Source organism: Vibrio sp. B1-2, assembly GCF_963888445.1.
GTDB classification, from domain to species: domain Bacteria; phylum Pseudomonadota; class Gammaproteobacteria; order Enterobacterales; family Vibrionaceae; genus Vibrio; species Vibrio anguillarum.
On record NZ_CAWPJH010000011.1, the window covers coordinates 339,182 to 362,884 of the forward strand.

A 23,703-nucleotide genomic window follows, 5' to 3' on the forward strand; every position below is an offset into this window, starting at 1 on the left:
TTTGAGAATGTGATTAAGATTCCTATTTAAATATCTAGAAAATCAGCAGCTCACAGAGTTTCTAACTTTACAAACTTGTTATTTTGGTCAGTTGTCAGCCGAAATCGACCTTTTACTCCAATTTGGCTAAGAAATGGACGAAATCGAGACGCGGGTAGCTGAAGGCGTAAACCTTGATCTGTGTAGACTTGTACAGAGCTTGCTACGCCAGAATAGTGCGCTAAGTAAGTTTGATAAGAAATATTGAGAGTAAAATAGTATTGCTTCATAGCCGTTAACCAAAATAGAGCGAGGAGACCTATCTGTCACCTCGCTCTTAGTAGAGTTAAGATCCTTAAGATTCGAGCGCTTTTGTTACTTTTTCAAAGAGATCCCGAGCTAAATTATCCATTGACTTCAAAGTCTCCAACTCCGATTTCATCATTGCTTGACGAGTTTCATCGTAGAGCCTGAATTTAAGTAAAGGATCAATTAAACGCGACGCAACTTGGGGGTTACTATTATTGAGTTCACGCAGTATCTGCCCTACAAAACGGTATCCCTCACCCGATTTTGCATGGAAATTAACTGGGTTTGCGCTGAGGAATGAACCAATTAAACTGCGAGTACGATTTGGATTTTTTAAGCTAAATGCTTCATGTTTCATGGTTTGTTGAATGGTATCCAAAACACTTGGCGCGGGGTTAGTCCCTTGCAGTGCAAACCATTTATCCATCACCAATCCATCGTGTTTCCATTTATTGCTGTAATCATCCATCAGTGCTTGACGGCACATAAGCTGCGCACTATTCGCAGCGCTCATAGCGGCGATGGTGTCAGTCATGTTGTTGGCACTGTGATACTGAGCCAGCACCAAGTCATTGCCTTGGTCGGTATAAGCTAAATAAGCAAGGCAAGTATTGCGCAATGCTCGTTCACCAATTGCACTGTGTTCAATGCTGTATTCTGTCTGTTTTAAACTGTGGTAAACCGCATTGAGCTCGTCTTGCAATGCGTTAGCAAGCTGTACTTTCATCGCTTTAAGTACGGTCGCTATTGCATCAACATCCACACGTTTATACCAACCTGAAACCTCATTATGGCTAGGTAATGAGAGCATTTCCGCAATAAAAGCAGGCTCTAGAGCCTCACTCAGTAACACACCACGGAATGCATCAACTACCGATTCAGGCAAATCCGCCGCCTTACCCGACTGCACTCCAAACACATTGCTACGGATATATTTGGCTAACAACATTTGGCCTGCATCCCAGCGAGCAAATTCGTTACGAGCATTGACCATCAAGAAGATCAGCTCATCATCACTGTAGTCATACTCCAGTTTCACTGGTGCTGAAAATTCGCGCAACAAGGAAGGGATCGGTTTCTCTGGCACATTTTCAAACACGAAGGTCTGCTTAGCCTGTGTTACGTTCAGTACATTAGAGATTCGCTTTCCGTTACACTGTAACTCAATTACATCACCATGAGCGGTGTATAACTCAACATCAAAAGGAATATGCAGCGCTGCTTTCTCTTTTTGCTCGTGCGTTGGTTCGGTTGTTTGCTCTACGGTTAAGGCATAGGTTTTCTGTTGTGCGTCATATTCAGTGCTCACTGAAACAATCGGTGTACCAGATTGGCTATACCATAAACGGAATTGGGTAAGATCGACGCCAGAAGCATCTTCCATCGCTGCTACGAAATCTTCGCAGGTAGCGGCAGTGCCGTCATGACGCTCAAAATAGAGCTTCATCCCTTTTTGGAAATTCGTTTCACCCAATAACGTATGCATCATACGAATCACTTCACTGCCTTTTTCATAGACAGTTAATGTATAGAAGTTATTCATTTCTATCACTTTATCGGGACGAATTGGGTGTGACATTGGGCTGGCATCTTCAGCAAATTGTGGCCCGCGAATAATGCGCACATTATTAATGCGATTCACGGCTCTCGACCCTAAATCAGACGAAAATTCTTGGTCACGGAATACCGTTAGGCCTTCTTTTAAGCTTAATTGGAACCAATCACGACAAGTGACGCGGTTACCAGTCCAGTTATGGAAATATTCGTGGCCAATCACCGCTTCAATACCTAAATAATCAGTATCGGTAGCGGTTTTTTCATTGGCTAGCACAAACTTAGAGTTAAAAATGTTGAGCCCTTTATTCTCCATCGCACCCATGTTGAAAAAGTCAACGGCAACGATCATGTAGATGTCGAGATCATACTCTAAGCCGAAGCGTTCTTCGTCCCACTTCATTGCGTTGATAAGTGATGTCATCGCATGAGAAGCTCGGTCGAGGTTACCTTTATCAACAAAAATCTCGAGGGCAACATCACGGCCGGACTTGGTTTTATATTGATCACGTAATACGTCAAAATCACCCGCAACGAGAGCAAATAAGTAAGCAGGTTTCGGATGTGGATCTTGCCACTTCACCCAATGACGCCCTTCTGTAAGATCGCCATGTTCGATACGGTTACCGTTACTTAATAAAAATGGGTAATCTTTTTTGTCAGCAATCACGGTCGTTGTGTATTTTGCAAGAACGTCTGGACGATCGAGGAAATAAGTGATGCGACGGAAACCTTCTGCTTCACACTGAGTACAGAACGCACCACCCGATTTGTATAACCCTTCTAGTGCGGTATTCGCTTCAGGGTTAATCAGTGTCACGATCTCCAATTCAAACTCTTGAGGTAATGATGAGATCGAGAGCCCGCTTTCAAGCAGCTGAAAATCTTGCCATTCGGTGCCATTCACTTTGAGCGATTTCAGCTCAAGGTTTTCACCATCCAGCACCAATTGGTTATTCTCTTTTTGCTGCTTAACGTGAGAAACGGCAGTCACTGTGGTGTTGGTATCAAAGAGATCGAATGTTAATTCGAGATCCGTAATGGTATGTGATGGAGATTGATAATCTTTGCGATACTTGGCTTGGGGTGTATGAGCCATGTCGTAATCCTTGTTGACGGAGTGAAATGTGACGTTTTTGATAAACATTCAGTAAGATGGCTATAGATCTAAGGCTTGTTATCATTAATAACAACCCCTCAAACCGAAAAACGAGGCATTTAAGACAAATACCCCGTTATTTCGCTGACAATTTACCCATATATCAACAGATTTCACTCATTACCTTTCTTATGATAGAAGATTGCAAGACTACGGATTTACTCGCGCTAAAACAGCCGACATGGAACCATTCTCCACTTCTAAAGTTAACATATCGCTAACAAGCGTATAGCGGGTATCATGTTCTCCGTCTTCATAAAGGAGCACCAAATGATCACCTTCTGTGTAGTACACCCCTTTATGGATCGATTCGTTACCATTAGCACCACTTACTCTGAACATAAATACAAAATCCGGCTGTAAAACGAGATCAAGTTGGTTAATGTCGGTTGCTATCGCATCTTCACCAAATATCCGTTTGCTAGACCACACCCCTGCCAACGCATTTGGTAAAGCTTTAGTGAACATAATGCCGTTTAAGTTGAGCATGTTGTGGTTCACTTGGTATTGATAAACTTGAGGTTGCGATGAATTAAGCCCCAAAATCAAGCTGTTATCGCTGGCGTCAAATTCACCTTCCCAGTGCTCCACATTATAATTTTTCTTTTGAATATCGATCTTGAAACGATAATTCGATTCCAAGGTCAGTTTAATAGAACGAAAATCATCGGAAGAAGTGTCAGGATTGGGGTTAAGTAGGTACCAATCACCAAGTAAAAAAGGGAGATCAAACTGAGTTAAGTCTTGATGAGTCTGCGTACCACTACTTTGACTTTGTGCCGCACTGGTGCTGATAAGAACAATGCAGGTAAAAATGATGCTTATCCATTTCATAACACGCTCCTCGCTTTTTTCTTAAGCTTAGAACCGGTTGTACGATAAAGCGAAATGTTTGATCTGTATCACGTTATTTATTTGGTTTAAATAAGATCAAAAAAGCGAGCACTAAGGCTCGCTTTTCATTGATACTGGTTGCTAATTTAGCATATCAACAGTGATCGCCACTGCTTCTTCTAAATAAACATCTGGAGTTTCATAATCTTTAGGCACATCTTGCAAGGTTTTATAGGGCTTCAAACCGTTGGCGGCTTGTCGCATGTTAATCCGCGCCAAACGCAATTCATCTGCCTTGTCACTTTCTTGCTTACGCACAGATTCATTGAGAGAAATTGTGTTGTCATCTTTCTCCGCTTTATACTTTGCAATATCCTCGTTAATGAAGCCGAACTCCATATCGTTGGCAATACGAGCTTGATGCTGTGCAGATAACTTAGCAATCAGTTTTTCATTAGCTTGTAACTTGTCGTATTTAGCTCGCTCAATTTGATCCCAAGGAAGTGCATTAGGTTCAACGCTCTCACCGGTATCTTTTGCTTCAATCGCAGTGGGTAACGCAATATCAGGCACAACACCTTTATTCTGCGTACTACCACCATCAATGCGATAAAATTTCTGAATCGTATATTGAACGTAGCCTAATTCTTTATCAAACAAGTCGTAGATATGATTCAACGAGCGATGCTGTTGAACCGTTCCCTTACCGAATGAGTTTTCGCCAACAATGATCGCTCGTCCATAATCTTGCATTGCCGCTGCAAAAATTTCTGAGGCTGATGCGCTGTAGCGATTCACCAATACCGTCATAGGACCCTGATAACTGATTTTTCCATCAGTGTCACTATTAACGTTTACTCGTCCATAGCTATCGCGAACTTGTACAACCGGGCCGCTTTCAATAAATAAGCCGGATAATGCCGTCGCTTCCGTTAATGCACCCCCACCGTTATTACGCAAATCGACGATCACGCCATCCACTTTTTTCTGCTTCAGTTCAGTCAGCAATTTGTCCGTGTCTTGCGCTAAACCGACATAGAAGCTAGGGACTTCAAGCACGCCGATTTTCTTGCCATTTTTCTCGATGATTTTTGATTTAACCGCTCGATCTTCTAAACGAATTTTGTCTCGAACAATAGTGACAACGTGACTTTTAGCGTCTTTACCTTCCGGCAAAACTTGCAACTTCACCTTAGTGCCTTTCGGGCCTTTGATCAGTTGTACGACATCATCTAGACGCCAGCCGATAACATCAACCATCTCTTTGCCATCTTGGCCCACACCAATGATACGATCGCCTTCACCCAACTGCTTGCTATTTGAGGCAGGACCACCCGCAACTAACGAACGAATGATGGTGTAGTCGTCGGTCATTTGCAGTACAGCACCAATCCCTTCCAATGAAAGATTCATTTCTGATTGGAACTGCTCGGCATTACGTGGAGAGAGATAACTAGTATGCGGATCAACTTCACGCGCAAAAGCATTCATATAAAGCTGAAATACATCTTCGCTGTGGGTCTGAGACAGACGTTTGATCGCGTTATTATAACGCTTGCCTAGCGTTTCTTTAATTTCCGGCCACTCTTTACCCGTAAGCTTTAAGTTCAGTGCATCATATTTGACACGTTGCTGCCATAACTTATCGAGCTCGGTTTTATCTTTCGGCCAAGCTGCTTTTGAGCGATCAAGTTCCATCGATTCATCGGCTTCAAATGTAATTTCTTTGTCGAGCAGAGAAAGCGCATATTGAAAACGCTCAAAGCGCTTTTGCATTGATAAGTTATAAACATCAAATGCAATTTGGTTATTGCCAGCCTTGAGTTGATCATCAAGTTGTGTCGACCACGTATGAAAGGAATCAATATCGCTCTGAGTAAAGATATTGCGGTTGTAGTCGAGCAGTTCGAGATAACGATTGAAGATAGCTTGCGAGAAATCGTCATTCAAGTTGAAGTGTTTGTAATGAGAACGAGTAAAACGGGAAGTCACACGCTTACTCGCCGTTTCATGCTGCATTTCTGGGGCAAGAAGAGGTAAATCTTCTTTGCTAAGAGTGGCTTCTAAGGCCTGAACGGATGACGCTGCTAGCCATAGGCCAGCAGCGATCAACGTTAATTTTGAACGGCATTTCATGCGTAGGAATTTCTCCTTTATGCGCGCAAGTGCTCCGCTTTCACAACCATTTGTAGGCCGTTGACAAGTTGAACGCGCACATCTTCCTTATTAACTTCAACAATGGTCGCAGCCATGTTTCCTTTACCCATGTTTACGTTCACTTGTTTGCCAGTGATCATTTCATCAGCATTTAAAGCGCGCGTCTCGACAGGTTTTTCAGATTTTGGCGCTTTCGCTTGAGGACGACGAGCTTGTGCTTGAGGCTTTTTCGCTTTTGGCTGCTTCGCTTTTGCCTCTTCGCGTGCTTTTTGTCCTTGCTCTTTACGACGAGCCTGTACTCGAGCTTTACTTTCTGCCAATGCGGCTTGTGCGTGCTCTACATGTTCTTCTTCTAACTCTCCACATGGGTTGCCATCAAGGTCAACACGAGTTGCACCTAGTTTAACACCATGTAGATAACGCCATGACGACGTGTATTGTCTTAACGCAGCACGCAGCTGTGTTTTACTTACTTTTGAGTCTTCGTTTAGGCGTTCTGCAAGATCTTGAAAAATACCAATTTTCAAAGGCTTTGCTTCACCTTCTAAAGTAAAGCACTTAGGGAAACATTCAGCAATGTACGCAATAACTTCTTTGCTGTTTTTTAACTTTTCAGTGTTTTCCATGAGGATTCCTGGTTTATGCGGTCTTTCCGCGAGGCATTAAGATAAATATGTTCGGTATTATAGTGACCTAAATGCGAAAAACCACAGGCAATGACCAATTTATGCCTTGTTAGCGTGTGAATTGAGCAGCTTTTCTATCTCAATCATTAATTCTGCCATCCCTTTCTCATCAATTTCAGAAAAACGGCCAATTGTTGGGCTATCAATATCCAATACTCCCACCACTTGACCATTGATAGAAAATGGCACCACCAACTCAGAATTACTCGCAGCATCGCAAGCAATGTGACCAGCAAACTCATGGACATCATAAACACGTTGTATACGGTTAGTCGCCGCCGCTGTACCACACACACCTTTTCCTAAGGGGATGCGTACACAAGCTGGTTTTCCTTGAAAGGGACCGAGAACCAGTTGCTCTTCTTTTATTAGGTAAAAACCCACCCAGTTAAGATCTTCAAGCTCCATGTTAAATAAGGCGCTCAAATTGGCAAGATTAGCGATTAAATCCGTTTCAGATTCAACCAGTGCCACCGCCTGCTTGGTAAGACGGCGGTATTCTTCTATGTTCATATAAACTCAACGACCTTTTGAAAACGGAAGACATCTATTTTTGAACAGCGTACAATTTCTCACACGATAAATAGGATGCATTCTCATCATAATGACTAATTCCAATGACACTATTAGCCGCTCTTGGGTAATAAAACAAGTAAAAAAACATCGACCTACACTTCTATTTGCCAATGCGATCGCGGTTATTGCAACGCTGGTTAGTGTCCCTATTCCACTATTAATGCCATTAATGGTCGACGAAGTTCTGCTGAATAAACCCGCTTCTGGTTTGGCGATGATGAATACTATTCTACCGACATCGATGCAAAACCCAACAGGCTATATTGCGCTCACGTTATTGCTAGTGGTCTTGATGCGTAGCGTCAGCCAAGCGCTCAACATACTTCAAAGCCGTCAATTTACTTTGGTGTCCAAAACCATCACCTACCAAATGCGCTGCAAAATGATTGATAAATTAGGACGGATCAGTATCAGGCAGTACGAAACCAAAGGCAGTGGTGGTATTAATGCTCACTTAATCACCGACATCGAAACCATTGATCAATTCATAGGCAGCACACTCAGTAAATTTATCATCAGCCTACTGACCGTGTTAGGCACAGCAGGTGTTCTACTCTGGCTTGAGTGGCGTTTAGGGCTGTTTATTTTATTGGTCAACCCGATTGTGATTTACTTTTCACGTAAACTCGGAAGCAAAGTTAAGCATCTGAAAAAGCGAGAAAACCAAGCGTATGAACGCTTTCAAAATCGGCTAGTCGAAACATTAGATGGCATTTATCAATTGCGTGCCGCTAATAAAGAGCGAGAGTTTCTCAATGAACTTAAGCAGCAAGCCAACCAAGTCCGAGAGAATGCAGACAAATATGCATGGCAATCAGAGGCTGCAGGGCGCGTCTCATTTCTCCTATTTTTACTTGGTTTTGAGCTATTTAGAGCGGTCGCGATGCTGATGGTGGTTTTTAGCGACTTGACCATAGGGCAAATTTTCGCCGTTTTCGGTTATTTGTGGTTTATGTTAGGCCCAGTGCAAGAGCTGCTGAGTATTCAATTTTCTTGGTACAGTGCAAAGGCGGCCTTTCATCGCATTAATGATCTGCTTGCACTGGAGGAAGAGCCTCGCCCTATTTGCAAAATTAACCCATTCACAGATAACCGCCAGGTCGATGTTGAGGTTTCTCACGTTAATTTTGCCTACGATAGTGAAAAGAGTGTGCTCAACGATCTCTCGCTCACGATTCCGGCGGGTAAAAAAGTTGCGTTGGTTGGCGCAAGTGGTGGTGGGAAATCCACGTTGATCCAACTGTTAATTGGTGTGTATCAGCCCAATTCCGGGCAGATCCGTTTTAATGGTGCGACCACTGAAGAGATAAGTTTTGATATTATTCGCGATAACATTGCCGTGGTATTACAACAACCTATACTATTCAACGACACCTTAAGGCATAATTTGACCCTCGGCGGTCAATATGCAGAAGAGGAATTATGGCAAGCGCTGCATATTGCACAACTGGATGATGTGACTGCGAATCTCAGTGACGGTTTAGAAACGCTAGTTGGCCGAAATGGTATTCGCTTGTCGGGCGGACAACGTCAACGTTTAGCCATCGCTCGGATGGTACTGAGCAATCCTAAATTTGTTATTTTGGATGAAGCAACATCCGCGTTAGATACGGTAACTGAAGCGGCATTGCACAATGCTCTGACTGGATTTTTGAAAGGTCGAACTACTTTAATTGTTGCGCACCGCCTTTCGGCAGTGAAACAAGCCGATATAATTTACGTGCTGGAAGATGGTCAAGTTAGTCAAATGGGTACGCATCGAGAATTAGTCGAGCAAGATGGGTTATATCAGACCCTTTATGGAAATCTCCAATCATACGTTTAGTGATTGGGTAACAATAAATTAGGATGATTGTTTGTCTCAACATTCAGCGCTTATTCAACATCCACAATCACCTAACGGCGTGAGGTTGTGTCACGGCTGTGAATTGGCCGTTGATCTCGTCGAGGTTGAGCATGGAAAAAGTGCCTATTGTCCACGCTGCGGTACCCAACTATACCGCGGTGGATCTCCCTCTTTATCTGGGGATTTAGCCGTCGCCATCACTTGCTTGTTACTGTTTATCCCCTCTCATTTTTTTGAATTCATCAGTATTCGATTGGTTGGGGTGATGATCCCCGCCACCTTGCCATCCGGTGTCTTTGCGCTGGCTGAAGAGGGCTTTGGAGCGCTCGCTTTATTGGTGCTATTTTGCAGCTCTATTGCGCCACTTTTAGTGTGTGGTTCCGTAGTGACCGCTCATATCGCCTTGCGTTATCGATGGTTTCATCTACTGCGTGGCTCACTGATCATTATTCAGCGATTAAAAGCATGGGTAATGCTCGATGTTTTTTTAGTCAGCGTGGCGGTATCTTGTTTTAAACTTCAAGATTATTCCGACATTTTTATCGGTGTGGGGTTGTATGGTTTAGTTTTGCTGCAACTGGCAACCGTATTGCTAGCGACTCGAGTTAGCGTAAGGCGCTATTGGCAAGCGTGGCAGCCAGAGAATCAATATGCCTTCGAGCGTAAAGAGGTGCATTGCCACCATTGCCATCTTTCACAACCAGAAAATACGCACTGCGTGCGTTGCGCGCAAAAATTATATCACCGGAAACCCAACTCGATACAACGAACTTGGGCCTATTTAATTGCAGCAAGTGTCGCTATTTTCCCCGCGAACCTGATTCCAATATCGATTTTAATTACCAACGGACAGCGATTAGAAGACACCATTTTCTCTGGTGTTGCGTCACTGATTAATAGTGGTATGGTCGGAATTGCAATCATCATTTTTGTGGCCAGTATAATCGTGCCTATTGTAAAAATATTCGGCCTGACCTATCTATTACTGGCGATTAAATTTAAGCGAACGGTTTACCACCGTCAGAGAATGAACATTTATTTCGCGATTAAATGGATCGGCAAATGGTCGGTAATGGATCTGTTTGTCATCTCAATTATGTTGACACTGGTTGATCGCGGTCAAATTCTCGACTTCACTCCCGGTTATGGAGCCGTTGCCTTTGGCTTGGTGGTTGTACTCACCATGCTCGCCACGGAAAGTATGGACCCAAGACTCATCTGGGATAATTACCCAGAAATCGCAGACCAAAACGAGCCTTCACATGAGTAAACAAATTTCAAGCCAGCCCTCATACACTCCCGATGTTAAGCGAAACAGGGGCATCTCACCTTTGTGGATACTGCCCATACTCACCATGGCGCTCGCAGGTTGGTTAGTCGTTAAAGCCATTCACGATGCTGGCGAACGAATCCAGATCTATTTTTCGGACGCACAAGGCTTAGTCGCAGGGCGAACAACAATTCGCTACCAAGGGCTCGAAGTCGGCATGGTAAGAGATATTAAACTGTCCGAAGGATTAGAAAACATCTATGTGGAAGCCGATATTTATCCAGAAGCTACTCAGTTACTCAATGACAATACCCGATTTTGGTTAGTGAAGCCAACGGCCAGTTTATCTGGCGTTTCAGGTTTAGATGCATTGGTTTCAGGAAACTATATTGCGATTCAACCGGGTAACGAAAATAGTTCAGCTGAACACGATAAAGTGTTTAGTGCTTTAGATGGTGCACCTTCTGATCTACTGCCTAATCAAGGGCTTATCATTTCGCTAAAGGCTCGCGATCTCGGAGGTATTTCTGTTGGCTCACAAATCGTCTATAAAAAAATTCCGATTGGTGAAGTGTTTAACTACAAACTCGATGACGATGCAAAGTCGGTACTCATTCAAGCCTCGATAAAAGACGAGTATCGCCACATTATTACCAATGAAAGCCGTTTTTGGAATGTCAGCGGTGTTGGTGCAAGCATTGGCTTTGAAGGTGTTGACGTCCGCTTAGAAAGTTTAAGTGCATTAATCGGTGGTTCAATTGCCGTCGATTCACCGGACGGTGGGGAGCCTGTTGAACAAAATACCCAATTTAGTCTCTATCGCGATTTAAAAACCGCAGGGCGTGGTATCCCTGTGAAAATCACCCTACCCGATCAGCATAATATTAACCAAACCGGTGCCCCCATCATTTACCGAGGAATAGAAGTCGGTCAAATCACGGAATTGCAGCTCAGTAAAAGTCACCAACAGATCATCGCCTCTGCCGCTATCCAACCGGCTTTTAGCGATATGCTCAATTCGGGAAGCCGTTTTGTGTTGGAAGAGGCCAAAGTCTCACTCTCTGGAGTTGAGAACATCGGTAATTTGATCAAAGGGAATTACTTGACACTCATTCCTGGTAAGGGCGAAAAGGCCAGAAGTTTCACTGCAATTCGCCAATTTGAATTTAATCAGTCACAAGCAAAATCGATTGCTATCAAACTTACAGCTGAAAGCTCATATGGCTTAGATGTGGGCAGCCAGATTTTGTATCGAGGTATCGCGGTAGGTTCAGTAATTGACGTAAAGTTGCAGCAAGACAGTGTTGTGCTCAATACGCTGATTGATGAAGAGTACTCATCACTCATACGCTCACAGAATCGTTTTTACATTACAGGCTCGGCCACCGCGGAGCTCACCGAATCAGGCCTTAATGTTTCGATCCCTCCAGCCAAACAACTGCTCGCCGGCTCAATCAGTTTCATCAGCGAAGGCGCTGAAAATGCGAGTAATGAGTACCCGCTATATCAAAGTAAATCCTTAGCTGAGCTTGCAAAATATAATCAAAGCGGCTCACAGACACTGACGCTTTTTGCCGACGAGCTTCCTCCCATCAATCCGGGCAGCCCGCTCCTATACCGTAACCTTCAAGTAGGCAGTGTTTTTGGCTTTAAGCTCACTAAAGAAGGTGTGAAAATCGAGGTCAAAATAGAGAATCAATATCGCCATCTGATTACGAATCAAACTGTTTTTTGGAACCGTTCTGGCGTCGAAATTAATGCAACACTTGCAGGCGTAAAAGTCAAAGCCGCTCCTTTAAAAACTTTAATTCAAGGAGGCATTGCATTTGATTCGTTGCAAGGTATTGATAACAAAGATCAGAATTTGTGGAAGCTCTATGACAGCTACGATCAAGCACGTAAGGCGGGCCAAGAAATCATCTTAACGGCCGATTCATCCTTTGGCATTACGCTAGGAACATCCATCAAATATAACAATATCACTGTGGGAGAGGTTGTTTCTGTAACACCCGATTTCAAGACAAACCAAGTTACACTCCAAGCGAGAATTGAGCCTAGCTACGCATTAGGCATTGCCAGAAATGGCTCTCACTTTTGGGTAGCGAAAACTAAGATTAGCTTCAATGGTGTTGAAAATCTGCAAAACTTACTCAGTTCCAGCATTGAGGTCCAACCTGGGTTTGGCGATGTGCAGTATCAATTTGAACTAGAGAAACAGCCACAACAAGCACTCGGTATTGAATTCACCTTACAAAGTGAAACACGAGGATCAGTGACTGAAGATAGCCCTGTTCTCTACCGTGAAATGGAAGTGGGTAACGTAACCCATGTTGCTCTAGGAGACTTTGCAGACCGCGTCATGTTTACCATTGAAATCCAAAAAGAGTTCGCTTATCTGGTTCGCAGCAATAGCGTGTTTTGGAACACTTCTGGCGTCGATGTATCCATCGGTTTATCTGGTGCAAATATAAAAGCAGGCACGTTAGATAGCATCATGAAAGGCGGAATTACATTTGCCACTCCAGAGCAAAAACAGCTACAGCCTATCGCTAAACAAGGCCAAGCATTTTACTTATATCCTGAAGCCAAACCAGAATGGCACCAATGGCGAACAGCCATACCAAAACCTTAAAGGGTTAACCTTGATTCTTATAAAATGCAGCTGATCGGCTGCATTTTTTATTATTTTGATCTCATCACGATTCTTATATAATCCGGCCTCAACTCCCAGACGAGATACTGCTTTGCACGCCAATATAACCCTACCTGAACCTTTTCTTGCGACAATTGAAGCGATACTGCCCACACATCTAACGATGAGTGATTTTATTGCAGCTTGCCAGCGTCCTTTGCGTAAAAGTATCCGAGTCAACACGCTAAAAATCTCTGTCGATAGTTTTTGTCAACGTGCCGTAGAAAAAGGATGGGCTTTATCACCAGTGCCTTGGTGTAATACGGGTTTTTGGATTGAAGCCGACGAGTCTGTCGTACCTTTAGGTAATACCGCCGAACATATGGCAGGGCTTTTTTACATTCAAGAAGCCAGTTCTATGATGCCAGTATCCGCTCTTTTCACTGGCGGTGAATCGTTCAATTCAGTACTCGACATGGCGGCGGCTCCGGGTTCAAAAACAACGCAAATTGCGGCGTGTATGGAAAATGAAGGCGTATTAGTCGCCAACGAATTTTCAGCCAGCCGTGTTAAAGTGCTGCATGCTAATATCGAACGCTGCGGTGTACGTAACAGTGCACTGAGCAATTTTGATGGTCGAGTCTTTGGCGGTTGGTTACCGGAACAATTTGATGCGGTGTTAATAGATGCGCCATGCTCAGGAGAAGGTACCATCCGTAAAGATCCTGATGCGATGAAAAACTGGAGCAAAGAATCTGTATTGTCGATTTCCACAACACAAAAAGATTTGATTGAAAGTGCGTTTCAAGCTTTAAAGCCCGGCGGTGTGATGGTCTACTCAACCTGTACATTGAGCACAGAAGAGAACCAACAAGTGTGCTTGCATCTAAAAGAAAAATATCCACAATCAGTTGAATTTGTTTCCCTTAGCTCATTGTTTGAGGATGCAAAAGCAGCTATTACAGACGAAGGGTTCTTGCATATATTCCCTCAAACTTATGATTGTGAAGGTTTTTTTGTTGCAAAAATCCGTAAACTTAGCTCTGTACCCCACCCTGAAGTCAACAAACGCTTAGGTCAATTTCCTTTTGCGAAAGCCAACCTTAAACTCACACAAGAGATCGCGGATCAACTCATGAAAACGTTTGAAGTTGTGATCCCCGATGATACCAGTGTCTGGCTACGTGATAATGATGTATGGTTATTTCCAAACGCACTGGAACCTATGCTCGGCAAATTCCGCTTCTCTCGCATGGGGATAAAAATCGCTGAAACACATAAAAAAGGTTATCGCTGGCAACATCAAGTCGCTACATCATTAGCGACTGGTAACGAATCAAACTGTATCACACTATCGATTGAAGAAGCGCGAGATTGGTACATGGGCAGAGATGTCAGACCAGCACTACAAACTGGCACTGGCGAAGTGCTGGTTAAACTCGGTAACGATGTGATTGGCCTAGGAAAATGGGTAGGAAACCGCATAAAAAATGGTTTACCAAGAGAACTCGTTAAAGATAAAAATTTGTTTTAACACGCCCCAAAATAGGACAAAAATCTAGAAAACATGCGCACTTCTAGCGATAACAACTATACTTACAGGGAAGCATAAGTACGACTATTTTAATGATTAGCGTAGGCTCAAATGAGCCATTCCCCTAGGCCCAAAAACGGAAAAGTTTTGGGCCTTTTTTTATCGTCAAGGAAAATAAATTGCAACAGGAGGTGGACGCCTCAGCTATACAAGATGAATTCCATCTTCCCCAATGGTAATTTTTCCCTGCTTGTACAAACCACCAATGCTCTTCTTAAAGGTTCCCTTACTGGTACGGAACATCGAAAAAATAGCTTCTGGTGTCGATTTATCACTTAATGGAAGAAAACCACCCTTTTTCTCAAGTAACTCTATGATCTTAGTGCTTAGCTCATCCATTTTTGCTACGCCAATTTTTTGCAGAGCTAGGTCAATTTTTCCATCTTCACGGATATTTTTGATGTAGCCTTTTAAGGTCTTACCAATAAACAACTTACCAAACACATCTGATGGGAAAATCATCCCCCAGTGCTCGCCATTGATGATGGCCTTGTATCCGAGTTCTGAGTGTTCTGCAATTAATAGATCAACTTGCTGATTCTGCGTATAGTTTGCAGGGGTTTTGTCCAGCCACTTGTTGAATTTAGTTGTGCCTACGATGCGGCCGGAAGCCTTATCAGTGTAGACATACACTAAAATCATTTGTCCTTCTTTAAAACGAGCACGCTGTTCGCTGTAAGGCACCAATAAATCTTTACCCTTCAGACCCCAATCAACAAAAACACCAGTGCTATTCACACCCTGAACTTTCATCAATCCCCACTCGCCTACTTTTGCAATCGGTTTTTCAGTCGTCGCGGCAAGTTGATTGTCTGAATCGAAATACAAAAATACGTCTATTTTCTGCCCCAATTCAACCCCATCTGGGGTAAATCGTTTAGGCAGTAAAGTGGTTCCAAAATCTTCAGCATCCAAAAATACGCCGAAATCAGCAATCTTTACGACTTCTAAACTGTTTATTTGACCAACGTTAATCATTTACTATGTCTCACCTCAATTTTGCAGAGATTATACGTGATCTCTGTTATCCTTTCCTGCATTCAAGGGAAAAATAAGCATTTTTTCAGGAGCTTTCTTTGGTTAATGTCGATAAGCAAGATACCATCACGCTTAAAATTTCACATGCCATGTCTCAGAGCAAAGAACTTGATCTAGACATTTACCTATTCATTCCCGGTGATTTAGGTCTAACACCCGAAATACTTCCTGAATCTGACTTTTACTATAGCTTCATCCACCAAGAGCGTGCGTATTACAGTGATAAAACGTTACTGCCCTTAGTGCACAGCCGGCTTGCACAACGAGGCCATCTCTCTTCTACTCAGTATCGAGTCAGTTTGAGTTTATTTGCTTATCAGTATGTTATCGCTCTAGATAAAGCTGTAGTACAACTCAATACGACGAGTGACACCGTCACATCAGATGAAGTTGATAGTGTCATTGAACTCTCTTTAGATATTTTGAAAAGATTGCGCCGCAGCATTCCTTATGAAGAGAGCTTAAAACGCTATTACGCCAATATTGATAACTATTTATCTTGGTATACTGAGCAAAAGTTTCTTTCCCTAGTCGCACACATGAACCGCGATGGTGAATATAAAACCATCAAAGAGCGTCTAATTACACTGGTTGAAAAAGAACAGGCACATCGTAAACTTAACAATTACAACTCGGCAAAGGCAGGGGAAGACATCACTCGGCTGAGTAACAAGATGCGCCTACTACGCCGTTTAATCGAGCATCCCATTGTGCTTAATGAACACGTCACCTCTTTAGGTAATAACATGAAGCGTGCCGTAAAAGGCATCGCGACTGGGCTTGTAATGCTGTTTGTCACCGTCATCGCCATTACAGCTCGCGACTATTGGGGGGAAATCACCGCCTCTTTTATCATCGCTATGTCGTTTGTTTATGCATTACGCGAGATCTTTAAAGATGACTTACGCGATATGCTGTGGCGCTGGATCCGTAAAGGAAAACCTAAATGGAAGCGTCGTTACATAGACCCAACGACCGGAAAATCTGTGGGTTACAAAATTGAATGGCTTGATTATACCAACCTGAGTAAATTACCAGACCGAATCAAAACAATTCGAAAGAAACGCATTGTTCAAAGGGAGGAACAGGTACTTCACTATCGCTCAGAAACGGCCATGTCAACTTCACGCTTCATGAGTGGCTATGAGGAAACACGCGAAACTTTACACATTGATCTACGCCCTATTACCCGTTTGATAGACAAAGGCTCTAATCGCATTTATCAGTTAAGTGGTGGTCAAGTGAGTCGAGAAACCGTAGAAAAACGGCACTTGCTCAACTTGATTATCAAAGAAGATAACCATAAAGAAGAGCCCCGCTACTACCGTTGGAAAATTGTTTTAAATAGAAATAAGATTGTCGACATTGAACCGATAGAATTAAGCGAGTAGTCTCTAATTCAGCCTTATTTACCAATACGCTTTAACGATAAAGTAAGATGAAACTCCGCCATAGGCTCGTCACCATGCAATGAAGGACAGGTTGCAATGATCTTTACTGTCTGATTGACTCGCTCTCCGGTCGCGATAGTTTTATCAAGCATACTGTCTATTAGCTGGCCATCATGGCAATGAAAATGAACATCCGCCTCCGGCCTTTTTAAAAACTCCGCACTAACCGCTTTAAACGCCAACGATACTTTGGAGCCACGCTGTTGTGCTTTATGCATTGCCATAAAACCGCCCGCTACGTCTGCACCAACGGCTAACACACCAAAATACATACTATTTAAATGATTTTTATTGCGACGTTTAAGTGGAATTCTGATTTCTACAGAGCGTTCGTTTAGCACTAAAATCTTTGGCCTGCAGGACCAAATCAATGGCACTTTTAAAAAACCAAACAGATTTAAGTAAAGATTCGCTTTTGTTAATGGGGAGAGCATGAGGCTTGACCTTTTCAATATGGTTGTCAGACCAGTTCAAGGTATACGCCGCGAAATGTCAATGAGTTGTTACAAAAAGTTAGGGTTGAGCGCAGCTATTCTGCGCCCAAATCAGATCATTACATTTTTACCACAACATCAGCCTGAACACTTTCAGCTAAGTGTTCCTGCAGCTTTGGATAACTTGCGAGTGCTTGGGTGACGACCAAAATCGGCTTATTCGCATGACGTGCCGCTTTTGATGCTAAATCGAGCAGCGTGATGACCGCCTCACTCTCTGGATTAAACAAATGGGAAAGTTCGGGATTCTCTTTATCAATGCCTAAGGTGTATTGTGTTAAGTTATCGATGTTGATGACCACACCATCAAAATAGTGCATCAAACGCTCTGCCAACAATGCCGCTGATGGAACATCGCAAGAATAAAGCACTTTCAAACCATCTAAACTCCGAGGTAAAGACTGCTCTGCCAGTCGGTCAATGATCGTAGCCGCATCACTTAATGTTCGAACAAATGGCACCACAATTTCGATGTTCAATCCTTGCTTGCGCAATGCCTTGATCACAGCGCATTCATAACTAAACGCTTTTGCATACTGGTTGGAAGAAAAACGCGATACGCCACGCACTCCCATCGCTGGGTTAATTTCATCCGTTTCAACACTTCCACCGATCAACGCCTTATAAGTGTAACTATCTGCATCACTCAAACAGACACGAATCGTAGTGTGATTTTTTTGAACCGCTGCCACGACTCTATCAACAATGGTTGACGTAAAATGCTCCGCCACCGCTTTGTCATCAAGAATGGATTGCAAAGAGCCTTGCTCAAGTTCAGTTAGATTCGCAAAATGTTGCTCAATCGAAGGATGATAAAACAACGAATCTAAAATAATGTCGGACAGCGATACATACAAATGCTGGGCATTTCCACTTGATTCAATTGCCGCTGGAAGGGCATCACCTAAGATCAACTGAGGGTGGATCGTATCATGTTGTGCCAAACTCATTCATTACTCCCTACATTTTTAATTATCTTGCTCAGGAAAATACCCATAGCCGAGTATTAATTCAAGTAAAAGTAAATATTTATGACAAATTTATGAATAAAATTTCATCTTGCAGATGATAAGCAATAAGTTTTCCGTTTTGGAGTTTATTCCTATTGCCAATTCCGTTATCTTTACCGCTTCGCAATAAGAGTACAGGCTTTACCATGCCATTAAAAACAGATGAATTAAGAACTCAAGCCTTGGGCCCAATGCCGACTCCGGCAGAGCTTGGAAATGCGCATCCGATCACAGACGACGTAGCAGAGCGCATCGCAAACTCACGCCGTCAAATTGAAAATATTCTGACTGGTCACGATGATCGCTTGTTAGTCATTGTCGGTCCGTGTTCAGTACACGACACTGAAGCAGCAATGGATTACGCTCAACGTTTGAGTGCGATCCAAGACCAATATAAAAATGAACTGTTTATCGTCATGCGTACCTATTTCGAGAAACCACGCACTGTTGTGGGCTGGAAAGGTTTGATTACGGATCCCAATCTGGATGGTTCATATGCACTGGAAACAGGGCTCAATAAAGCACGGAAATTATTATTAGATATCAACAAGCTAGGCCTTGCTACTGCGACTGAATTTTTAGACATGATTACCGGGCAATACATCGCAGATCTCATCACGTGGGGAGCTATTGGTGCGCGTACTACGGAATCTCAGATACACCGAGAAATGGCGTCTGCACTGTCGTGCCCTGTCGGTTTTAAAAATGGCACGAATGGCAACATCAAAATTGCTATTGATGCCATTCGAGCGGCCCAAGCATCGCATTATTTTTACTCACCGGATAAAAATGGCCGTATGACCGTTTATCGTACCAGTGGTAACCCCTTTGGCCATGTTATTTTACGCGGTGGTGATACAGGGACAAACTATGACGCTGACTCCGTATCTGCAGCCTGCGAGCAACTGATCGAATTCGGCTTAGCCCCGCGCCTCATCGTAGATTTTAGCCACGCGAATTGCCAAAAGCAGCATAGAAAACAGATAGATGTAACGGCCGACATCTGCACACAAATACGTACAGGTAAGGATTTCGTTGCTGGTATTATGGCTGAAAGCTTCATTATCGAAGGTAACCAGCCAATGCATGACTTAAAGAACCTCACCTATGGTCAATCGATTACCGATCCATGCTTAGGATGGGATGACACAGCAACTATGCTGGATATGCTGGCACAAGCGATCACTGACCGCCGTAACTTAAAGTAAATACTAAGCAATAGATAAGGAAACACCATGCCTTCTTTTGATATCGTTTCAGAAGTCGATACTGTTGAACTTCGTAATGCTGTCGATAATGCAAACCGAGAGCTTTCTACTCGTTTTGATTTTCGTAATGTAGAAGCTGGATTTGAACTCAAAGATGAAGTTGTAAAACTGTCTGCAGAAGATGATTTTCAATTGGGTCAAATGATGGATATTTTACGTGGCAACCTCGCGAAACGAGGTGTTGATGCCAAAGCGATGGAAGCGAAAGATTCCGTACATTCCGGCAAGCGCTGGTTTAAAGATGTCCAATTTAAACAAGGACTGGACTCGTTAACCTCCAAGAAAGTGGTAAAAGCCATTAAGGATGCCAAGCTCAAAGTCCAAGCATCCATTCAAGGTGAAAAAGTAAGAGTAACGGGTAAAAAGAGGGATGATTTACAATCAGTGATCGCTCTAATGCGTGAATCGGATATGGGCCAGCCATTCCAGTATGACAATTTCCGAGACTAACAGCACCACGAATAAAATATCAAAGCCACCTCATTAGGTGGCTTTTCAATCACTGATAACTGTCATTTACAATGAATCGATTCCTTCCTTCTGACTTCGCTTGGTATAACGCTTGGTCTGCACTCTCCATTGCACTCTGCCACGACAACGCCAACTTAGACACCGACTTCTCAGCAATTGCTCCAATGGAAACAGTTACAGGAACCCGCTGCCCTGCCCAGTAAAATGATGTTTGTTCGACTTGAGCACGAATTCTCTCCAAGACTTCTTTAATATGAGCTTCTGGTGCACTAATGATCATCACAAACTCTTCACCTCCCCACCTCATAAGTAGATCTTCAGGTCGAAGCTGCTGTTTCAGAATGGTAGATAATTCCCTTAACACTTCATCCCCCGCTTCATGACCATACTGATCATTTATTTTTTTGAAATAGTCGACATCAATTATGGCTAATAAATGTGGTTTATTATTAGTTGTTTCTTCCTGATAAGAAAACCAAGTATCAAGATATCTTCGGTTATACAAATCCGTGAGTGGGTCATGTGTAGATTCAACTTCTAACTTTGCATTATCCTGCTGTAAAGTTGAGTGTTTGATTTTAAATTTTTTATACTTCCGATAACTAATTAAAGATAAAAAGCTAATAATAATAAATAACAAAAAATACAACCATTCCCTAAATTCCTGAGCTTGTATCTGCAGCTTCTGTATATCGTTCTTAGCACTTAATAGCAATAATTCTTGTTCGTCGAGTTTTCTGTCAAATTGATTTTTTAGACTCAATGCCTCTTTTTCTCTAGACTGAAGGATAAGTTTTTTTTCTAATGTTGCCATTTTCTTATATTCAAACAATGCTTCATCATACCGACCTTTTTGTTCATAAATTCTTGAAATAATATCAGTAGCATATATTATCCTTGGCACATTATTGTGATCTGTATAAATTCCTACCGCTTCTTTGGCGCTCAAGATAGCCAATTCTAACTGAGTTTTTGCAAGGTAGACTTCCGCTAAACTCTCTTGACAGTATGCGGTAAATAAGGGATTAGACTCTTCCCTAGCAAGAGATAAACATCGAATCATAATATCTAAGGCATCTTCTGTCTCACCTTGATTTAATAAATTATCGGCTAAGTTAACCATAGTCTTAAACTGCAACTGTTTAGAACCTGTTTTCATCGCTCTATCAAAAGCAAGTTCAACATTGCGCTGCTGAGATTCTTCACGTCCTAGCGCTGTATCTATCACACTGGCATTAGTATATAAAATAGCTTCGGTGAGTGAGTTAGAGAAATTATGATTCTGGTATACTTTCAAAGATCTCTTACTATATATATCAGCGTTTTTCCAATCCTCCGTATGAATATACACAGTCGATATATTGTTTAGAATTATGCACATTTGTATAGCATATTTATTCCTATCAAATAATTGATAAGCAATTTGATAATATTTTAAGGCTTTCTTTAAATTGGTTTGATCAAATGAAATATTACCCAATAAATTATAAACTCGCCCTTTCAACCCATTATATCCAATACGCTCAACCATCTCTAGAACATCATTGAGTAAGGATTCAGATTGAATTAATTGTTGTGATGAATATAATTCCTGTGCTTCATAAAAATAAGCCTCCGCAATAATCCAGTCTATATTGTATTGACGACCAATAGCCAATGCTTCCTCAGTAACTAGAGGAGTAATTCCCGCAAATTGTATTAAATTATTTTGTGAAAATATATAGAGAGCTTTTGCCTGAGGTGACCACCACTGTCGCCAATCCGTAAAAGAGTTTTTGATAACTTCAGGACGCTCAAAAGAATCATAATATAAATTGAGAAATGAGGCATCGCTTTTATTAATATTACAGCTCAAATAATCATCTGCACAGAACTCAGCTTCTTGCAGCTTTGAGTGACATTGTAACGACATAAAAATAGAAACCAAACTCACAATGCTAACCACAAGGAAGGATTTGAACGAACGTGGCATCGATTTATACATAGTACATAAGCTCTTCAGTTTTGAGTCATCTTCGTTTTATCAGGCTCGGTCTGCAACATAATCCGATAAAACAATAACCTATGGCACTATTTTTACAACATTAAGTCTTTCCCCACAAGCAAAGCGTACTCTGCTCTGTTTCTAGGTAACAAAATACATATTCTTTTGCGATCAGACTTTGCTTGCTCAAGCTTTTCTGCAAGTTGCGCGGCATTCTTAAAACTTTCCCTTTCAGCATCACGGCGAACAAGATCAATCAATTCAAAAGGAGAATGTTGTTCATAAAAAACCACCTCTGCCCTTTGCATGTAACGCAGCGCTTTAATCGGCAACATTTCAACATCATCGCCACAGCTTATCCATGTACATTGTGCTGATTCTTCTATAGGTACTAAGAGAGCTTGTTGGTATAAACGCTCTAATTCTTCACGGCTTACTGCATTTTCTGTTTTGGAATCACTTAAAAAGGCTTCCCAAAACTTTCTTCTAGCACTGACAGAATTGAGTGATTGTTTAATTGAATTTCTCTTGGAGGCAGCGAAATCAGCAAGCAACGAGAGATTTTGCGGAAGAACCGCTTCCAATGTTTCTCGGATATTTCTCACCAACACTGGTGATGCACCACCACTGGATATTGCGATCTGAATTCGCCCACGGTTGACCATCGATGGCGTGATAAAATCACAGTATGGTTGATCATCGACAACATTGACCAAAACACCTGTCTTTCTTGCATCTTTATGCACTTGGTGGTTAAGCGACGGATTATCCGTTGTGGCCCATACCTGCCAGTATTCTTTCGTTAATAGTTCTGATGAATAAAAGTTTTGAACCCATTGGCAACGATTCTGCTCTACCAGTTCCAAAAGATAACGTTCAATCTTAGGTGATACGACGGTGACTTGAGCCCCAGCTCGAATCAATGCTTCTACTTTTCGACAGGCGACTTCGCCCCCACCCACAACCAGCACTGGTTTGCCCAATAAATTCAAAAACAGAGGAAAATACTGCATTTCATTCCATGAATAATCTAGATAACTATTCGCTTGATGCTACCAAAAATAGGGCATCTGCGACACTAATTAAATGCAGCCAAATAATTATCAACCAAATTTTCGCCATTGGACAGTTGAAAATCCTGACAACATACTAATGACACAATTGTTAATTTTACGTTAAAAGAGAAATATACTGCTTCTATTCTGTTGCCCTACTATTGAACACGGTTGCACTATTTACAATCGTGCAACATTTGTTCATTCTAGCTGCAGCCTAGGTTTGTGAATTTAATCAAAAATCTTTCAAATGACTAATTTGAGAAAATACAAATCATTACCTACGCTTATAAACGGTTGATTTGTAAATGTGCGATTGTATGCAAATACAACTTG

18 protein-coding genes are annotated in these 23,703 nt (G+C 42.3%); 7 read left to right on the plus strand and 11 right to left on the minus strand.

Features of this window, described 5'->3' with window-relative positions:
• Positions 1-50: 50 nt before the first annotated feature.
• The 6 genes from AACQ75_RS06565 to AACQ75_RS06590 form a co-directional block, all read right to left on the minus strand.
• A complete protein-coding gene (locus tag AACQ75_RS06565; RefSeq protein WP_013856912.1) occupies positions 51-269 on the minus strand; it encodes a DUF2835 domain-containing protein in 219 nt (72 codons plus the stop codon).
• A gap of 65 nt (positions 270-334) precedes the next feature.
• A complete protein-coding gene (gene pepN / locus AACQ75_RS06570) occupies positions 335-2,941 on the minus strand; it encodes an aminopeptidase N (RefSeq protein ID WP_170888447.1) in 2,607 nt (868 codons plus the stop codon).
• Positions 2,942-3,151: 210 nt separating this feature from the next.
• Positions 3,152-3,835 (minus strand): hypothetical protein, encoded by a 684-nt coding sequence (locus AACQ75_RS06575; RefSeq protein WP_013856914.1) that lies wholly within the window; start codon positions 3,833-3,835, stop codon positions 3,152-3,154.
• Positions 3,836-3,976: 141 nt separating this feature from the next.
• A complete protein-coding gene (prc, locus tag AACQ75_RS06580; RefSeq protein ID WP_017041969.1) occupies positions 3,977-5,971 on the minus strand; it encodes a carboxy terminal-processing peptidase in 1,995 nt (664 codons plus the stop codon).
• 17 nt (positions 5,972-5,988) lie between these two features.
• On the minus strand, positions 5,989-6,618 hold the full coding sequence (gene proQ / locus AACQ75_RS06585; RefSeq protein ID WP_017047653.1) for an RNA chaperone ProQ: 630 nt from the start codon (positions 6,616-6,618) through the stop codon (positions 5,989-5,991).
• Between the two features lie 99 nt (positions 6,619-6,717).
• Positions 6,718-7,191: a GAF domain-containing protein gene (locus AACQ75_RS06590; protein ID WP_017041971.1), complete on the minus strand. Its 474-nt coding sequence runs from the start codon at positions 7,189-7,191 to the stop codon at positions 6,718-6,720.
• A gap of 91 nt (positions 7,192-7,282) precedes the next feature.
• On the opposite strand from AACQ75_RS06590, the gene AACQ75_RS06595 reads away from it, so the two are divergent.
• The 4 genes from AACQ75_RS06595 to rsmF all read left to right on the plus strand — a co-directional run bounded on the left by AACQ75_RS06595 (position 7,283) and on the right by rsmF (position 14,536).
• Entirely contained in the window at positions 7,283-9,079 is a 1,797-nt protein-coding gene (locus tag AACQ75_RS06595) for an ABC transporter ATP-binding protein (RefSeq protein ID WP_013856918.1), read from the plus strand.
• A gap of 31 nt (positions 9,080-9,110) precedes the next feature.
• Positions 9,111-10,370: a paraquat-inducible protein A gene (locus AACQ75_RS06600; protein ID WP_013856919.1), complete on the plus strand. Its 1,260-nt coding sequence runs from the start codon at positions 9,111-9,113 to the stop codon at positions 10,368-10,370.
• Entirely contained in the window at positions 10,363-13,002 is a 2,640-nt protein-coding gene (locus AACQ75_RS06605; RefSeq protein WP_170888448.1) for an MlaD family protein, read from the plus strand. The genes AACQ75_RS06600 and AACQ75_RS06605 overlap by 8 nt, the downstream gene beginning before the upstream one ends.
• A gap of 112 nt (positions 13,003-13,114) precedes the next feature.
• Positions 13,115-14,536 (plus strand): 16S rRNA (cytosine(1407)-C(5))-methyltransferase RsmF, encoded by a 1,422-nt coding sequence (gene rsmF / locus AACQ75_RS06610; protein ID WP_196360465.1) that lies wholly within the window; start codon positions 13,115-13,117, stop codon positions 14,534-14,536.
• A 204-nt stretch (positions 14,537-14,740) separates the two neighbouring features.
• On the opposite strand, the gene AACQ75_RS06615 is transcribed toward rsmF, so the two are convergent.
• Complete coding sequence (locus tag AACQ75_RS06615) at positions 14,741-15,574, minus strand: CvfB family protein (protein WP_013856923.1); 834 nt, start codon at positions 15,572-15,574, stop codon at positions 14,741-14,743.
• A 98-nt stretch (positions 15,575-15,672) separates the two neighbouring features.
• On the opposite strand from AACQ75_RS06615, the gene AACQ75_RS06620 reads away from it, so the two are divergent.
• Positions 15,673-17,025 carry a hypothetical protein gene (locus AACQ75_RS06620; protein WP_170888449.1) on the plus strand — a complete coding sequence of 451 codons (1,353 nt, stop codon included), beginning with the start codon at positions 15,673-15,675 and terminating at the stop codon, positions 17,023-17,025.
• Positions 17,026-17,039: 14 nt separating this feature from the next.
• On the opposite strand, the gene AACQ75_RS06625 is transcribed toward AACQ75_RS06620, so the two are convergent.
• Entirely contained in the window at positions 17,040-17,519 is a 480-nt protein-coding gene (locus tag AACQ75_RS06625) for a PaaI family thioesterase (RefSeq protein ID WP_170888450.1), read from the minus strand.
• A 119-nt stretch (positions 17,520-17,638) separates the two neighbouring features.
• Entirely contained in the window at positions 17,639-18,529 is an 891-nt protein-coding gene (locus AACQ75_RS06630; protein WP_010319067.1) for a putative PEP-binding protein, read from the minus strand.
• Positions 18,530-18,735: 206 nt separating this feature from the next.
• Here AACQ75_RS06630 and AACQ75_RS06635 point away from each other — a divergent pair, with 206 nt between their 5' ends.
• Both AACQ75_RS06635 and AACQ75_RS06640 read left to right on the plus strand, forming a co-directional pair.
• Positions 18,736-19,797 carry a 3-deoxy-7-phosphoheptulonate synthase gene (locus AACQ75_RS06635; protein ID WP_026028005.1) on the plus strand — a complete coding sequence of 354 codons (1,062 nt, stop codon included), beginning with the start codon at positions 18,736-18,738 and terminating at the stop codon, positions 19,795-19,797.
• A gap of 27 nt (positions 19,798-19,824) precedes the next feature.
• Complete coding sequence (locus tag AACQ75_RS06640) at positions 19,825-20,307, plus strand: YajQ family cyclic di-GMP-binding protein (RefSeq protein WP_094131840.1); 483 nt, start codon at positions 19,825-19,827, stop codon at positions 20,305-20,307.
• Positions 20,308-20,356: 49 nt separating this feature from the next.
• Here the strand turns inward: AACQ75_RS06640 and AACQ75_RS06645 are convergent, their stop codons facing one another.
• Both AACQ75_RS06645 and AACQ75_RS06650 read right to left on the minus strand, forming a co-directional pair.
• Positions 20,357-22,312, minus strand: a complete 1,956-nt coding sequence (locus AACQ75_RS06645; protein WP_170888451.1) for a tetratricopeptide repeat-containing diguanylate cyclase — start codon at positions 22,310-22,312, stop codon at positions 20,357-20,359.
• A 92-nt stretch (positions 22,313-22,404) separates the two neighbouring features.
• The gene (locus tag AACQ75_RS06650; protein WP_017044682.1) at positions 22,405-23,325 is read right to left on the minus strand and encodes a precorrin-2 dehydrogenase/sirohydrochlorin ferrochelatase family protein; all 921 of its coding nucleotides are present in this window, start codon (positions 23,323-23,325) and stop codon (positions 22,405-22,407) included.
• Positions 23,326-23,703: the final 378 nt, after the last annotated feature.

What these genes read in the sequence shown, in the direction of transcription:
- AACQ75_RS06565 (WP_013856912.1), bottom strand. Translation starts at nt 269, where the DNA reads ATGAAGCAATACTATTTTACTCTCAATATTTCTTATCAAACTTACTTA.
- pepN (WP_170888447.1), bottom strand. Translation starts at nt 2,941, where the DNA reads ATGGCTCATACACCCCAAGCCAAGTATCGCAAAGATTATCAATCTCCA.
- AACQ75_RS06575 (WP_013856914.1), bottom strand. Translation starts at nt 3,835, where the DNA reads ATGAAATGGATAAGCATCATTTTTACCTGCATTGTTCTTATCAGCACC.
- prc (WP_017041969.1), bottom strand. Translation starts at nt 5,971, where the DNA reads ATGAAATGCCGTTCAAAATTAACGTTGATCGCTGCTGGCCTATGGCTA.
- proQ (WP_017047653.1), bottom strand. Translation starts at nt 6,618, where the DNA reads ATGGAAAACACTGAAAAGTTAAAAAACAGCAAAGAAGTTATTGCGTAC.
- AACQ75_RS06590 (WP_017041971.1), bottom strand. Translation starts at nt 7,191, where the DNA reads ATGAACATAGAAGAATACCGCCGTCTTACCAAGCAGGCGGTGGCACTG.
- AACQ75_RS06595 (WP_013856918.1), top strand. Translation starts at nt 7,283, where the DNA reads ATGACTAATTCCAATGACACTATTAGCCGCTCTTGGGTAATAAAACAA.
- AACQ75_RS06605 (WP_170888448.1), top strand. Translation starts at nt 10,363, where the DNA reads ATGAGTAAACAAATTTCAAGCCAGCCCTCATACACTCCCGATGTTAAG.
- AACQ75_RS06615 (WP_013856923.1), bottom strand. Translation starts at nt 15,574, where the DNA reads ATGATTAACGTTGGTCAAATAAACAGTTTAGAAGTCGTAAAGATTGCT.
- AACQ75_RS06625 (WP_170888450.1), bottom strand. Translation starts at nt 17,519, where the DNA reads ATGCTCTCCCCATTAACAAAAGCGAATCTTTACTTAAATCTGTTTGGT.
- AACQ75_RS06630 (WP_010319067.1), bottom strand. Translation starts at nt 18,529, where the DNA reads ATGAGTTTGGCACAACATGATACGATCCACCCTCAGTTGATCTTAGGT.
- AACQ75_RS06635 (WP_026028005.1), top strand. Translation starts at nt 18,736, where the DNA reads ATGCCATTAAAAACAGATGAATTAAGAACTCAAGCCTTGGGCCCAATG.
- AACQ75_RS06640 (WP_094131840.1), top strand. Translation starts at nt 19,825, where the DNA reads ATGCCTTCTTTTGATATCGTTTCAGAAGTCGATACTGTTGAACTTCGT.
- AACQ75_RS06645 (WP_170888451.1), bottom strand. Translation starts at nt 22,312, where the DNA reads ATGTATAAATCGATGCCACGTTCGTTCAAATCCTTCCTTGTGGTTAGC.
- AACQ75_RS06650 (WP_017044682.1), bottom strand. Translation starts at nt 23,325, where the DNA reads ATGCAGTATTTTCCTCTGTTTTTGAATTTATTGGGCAAACCAGTGCTG.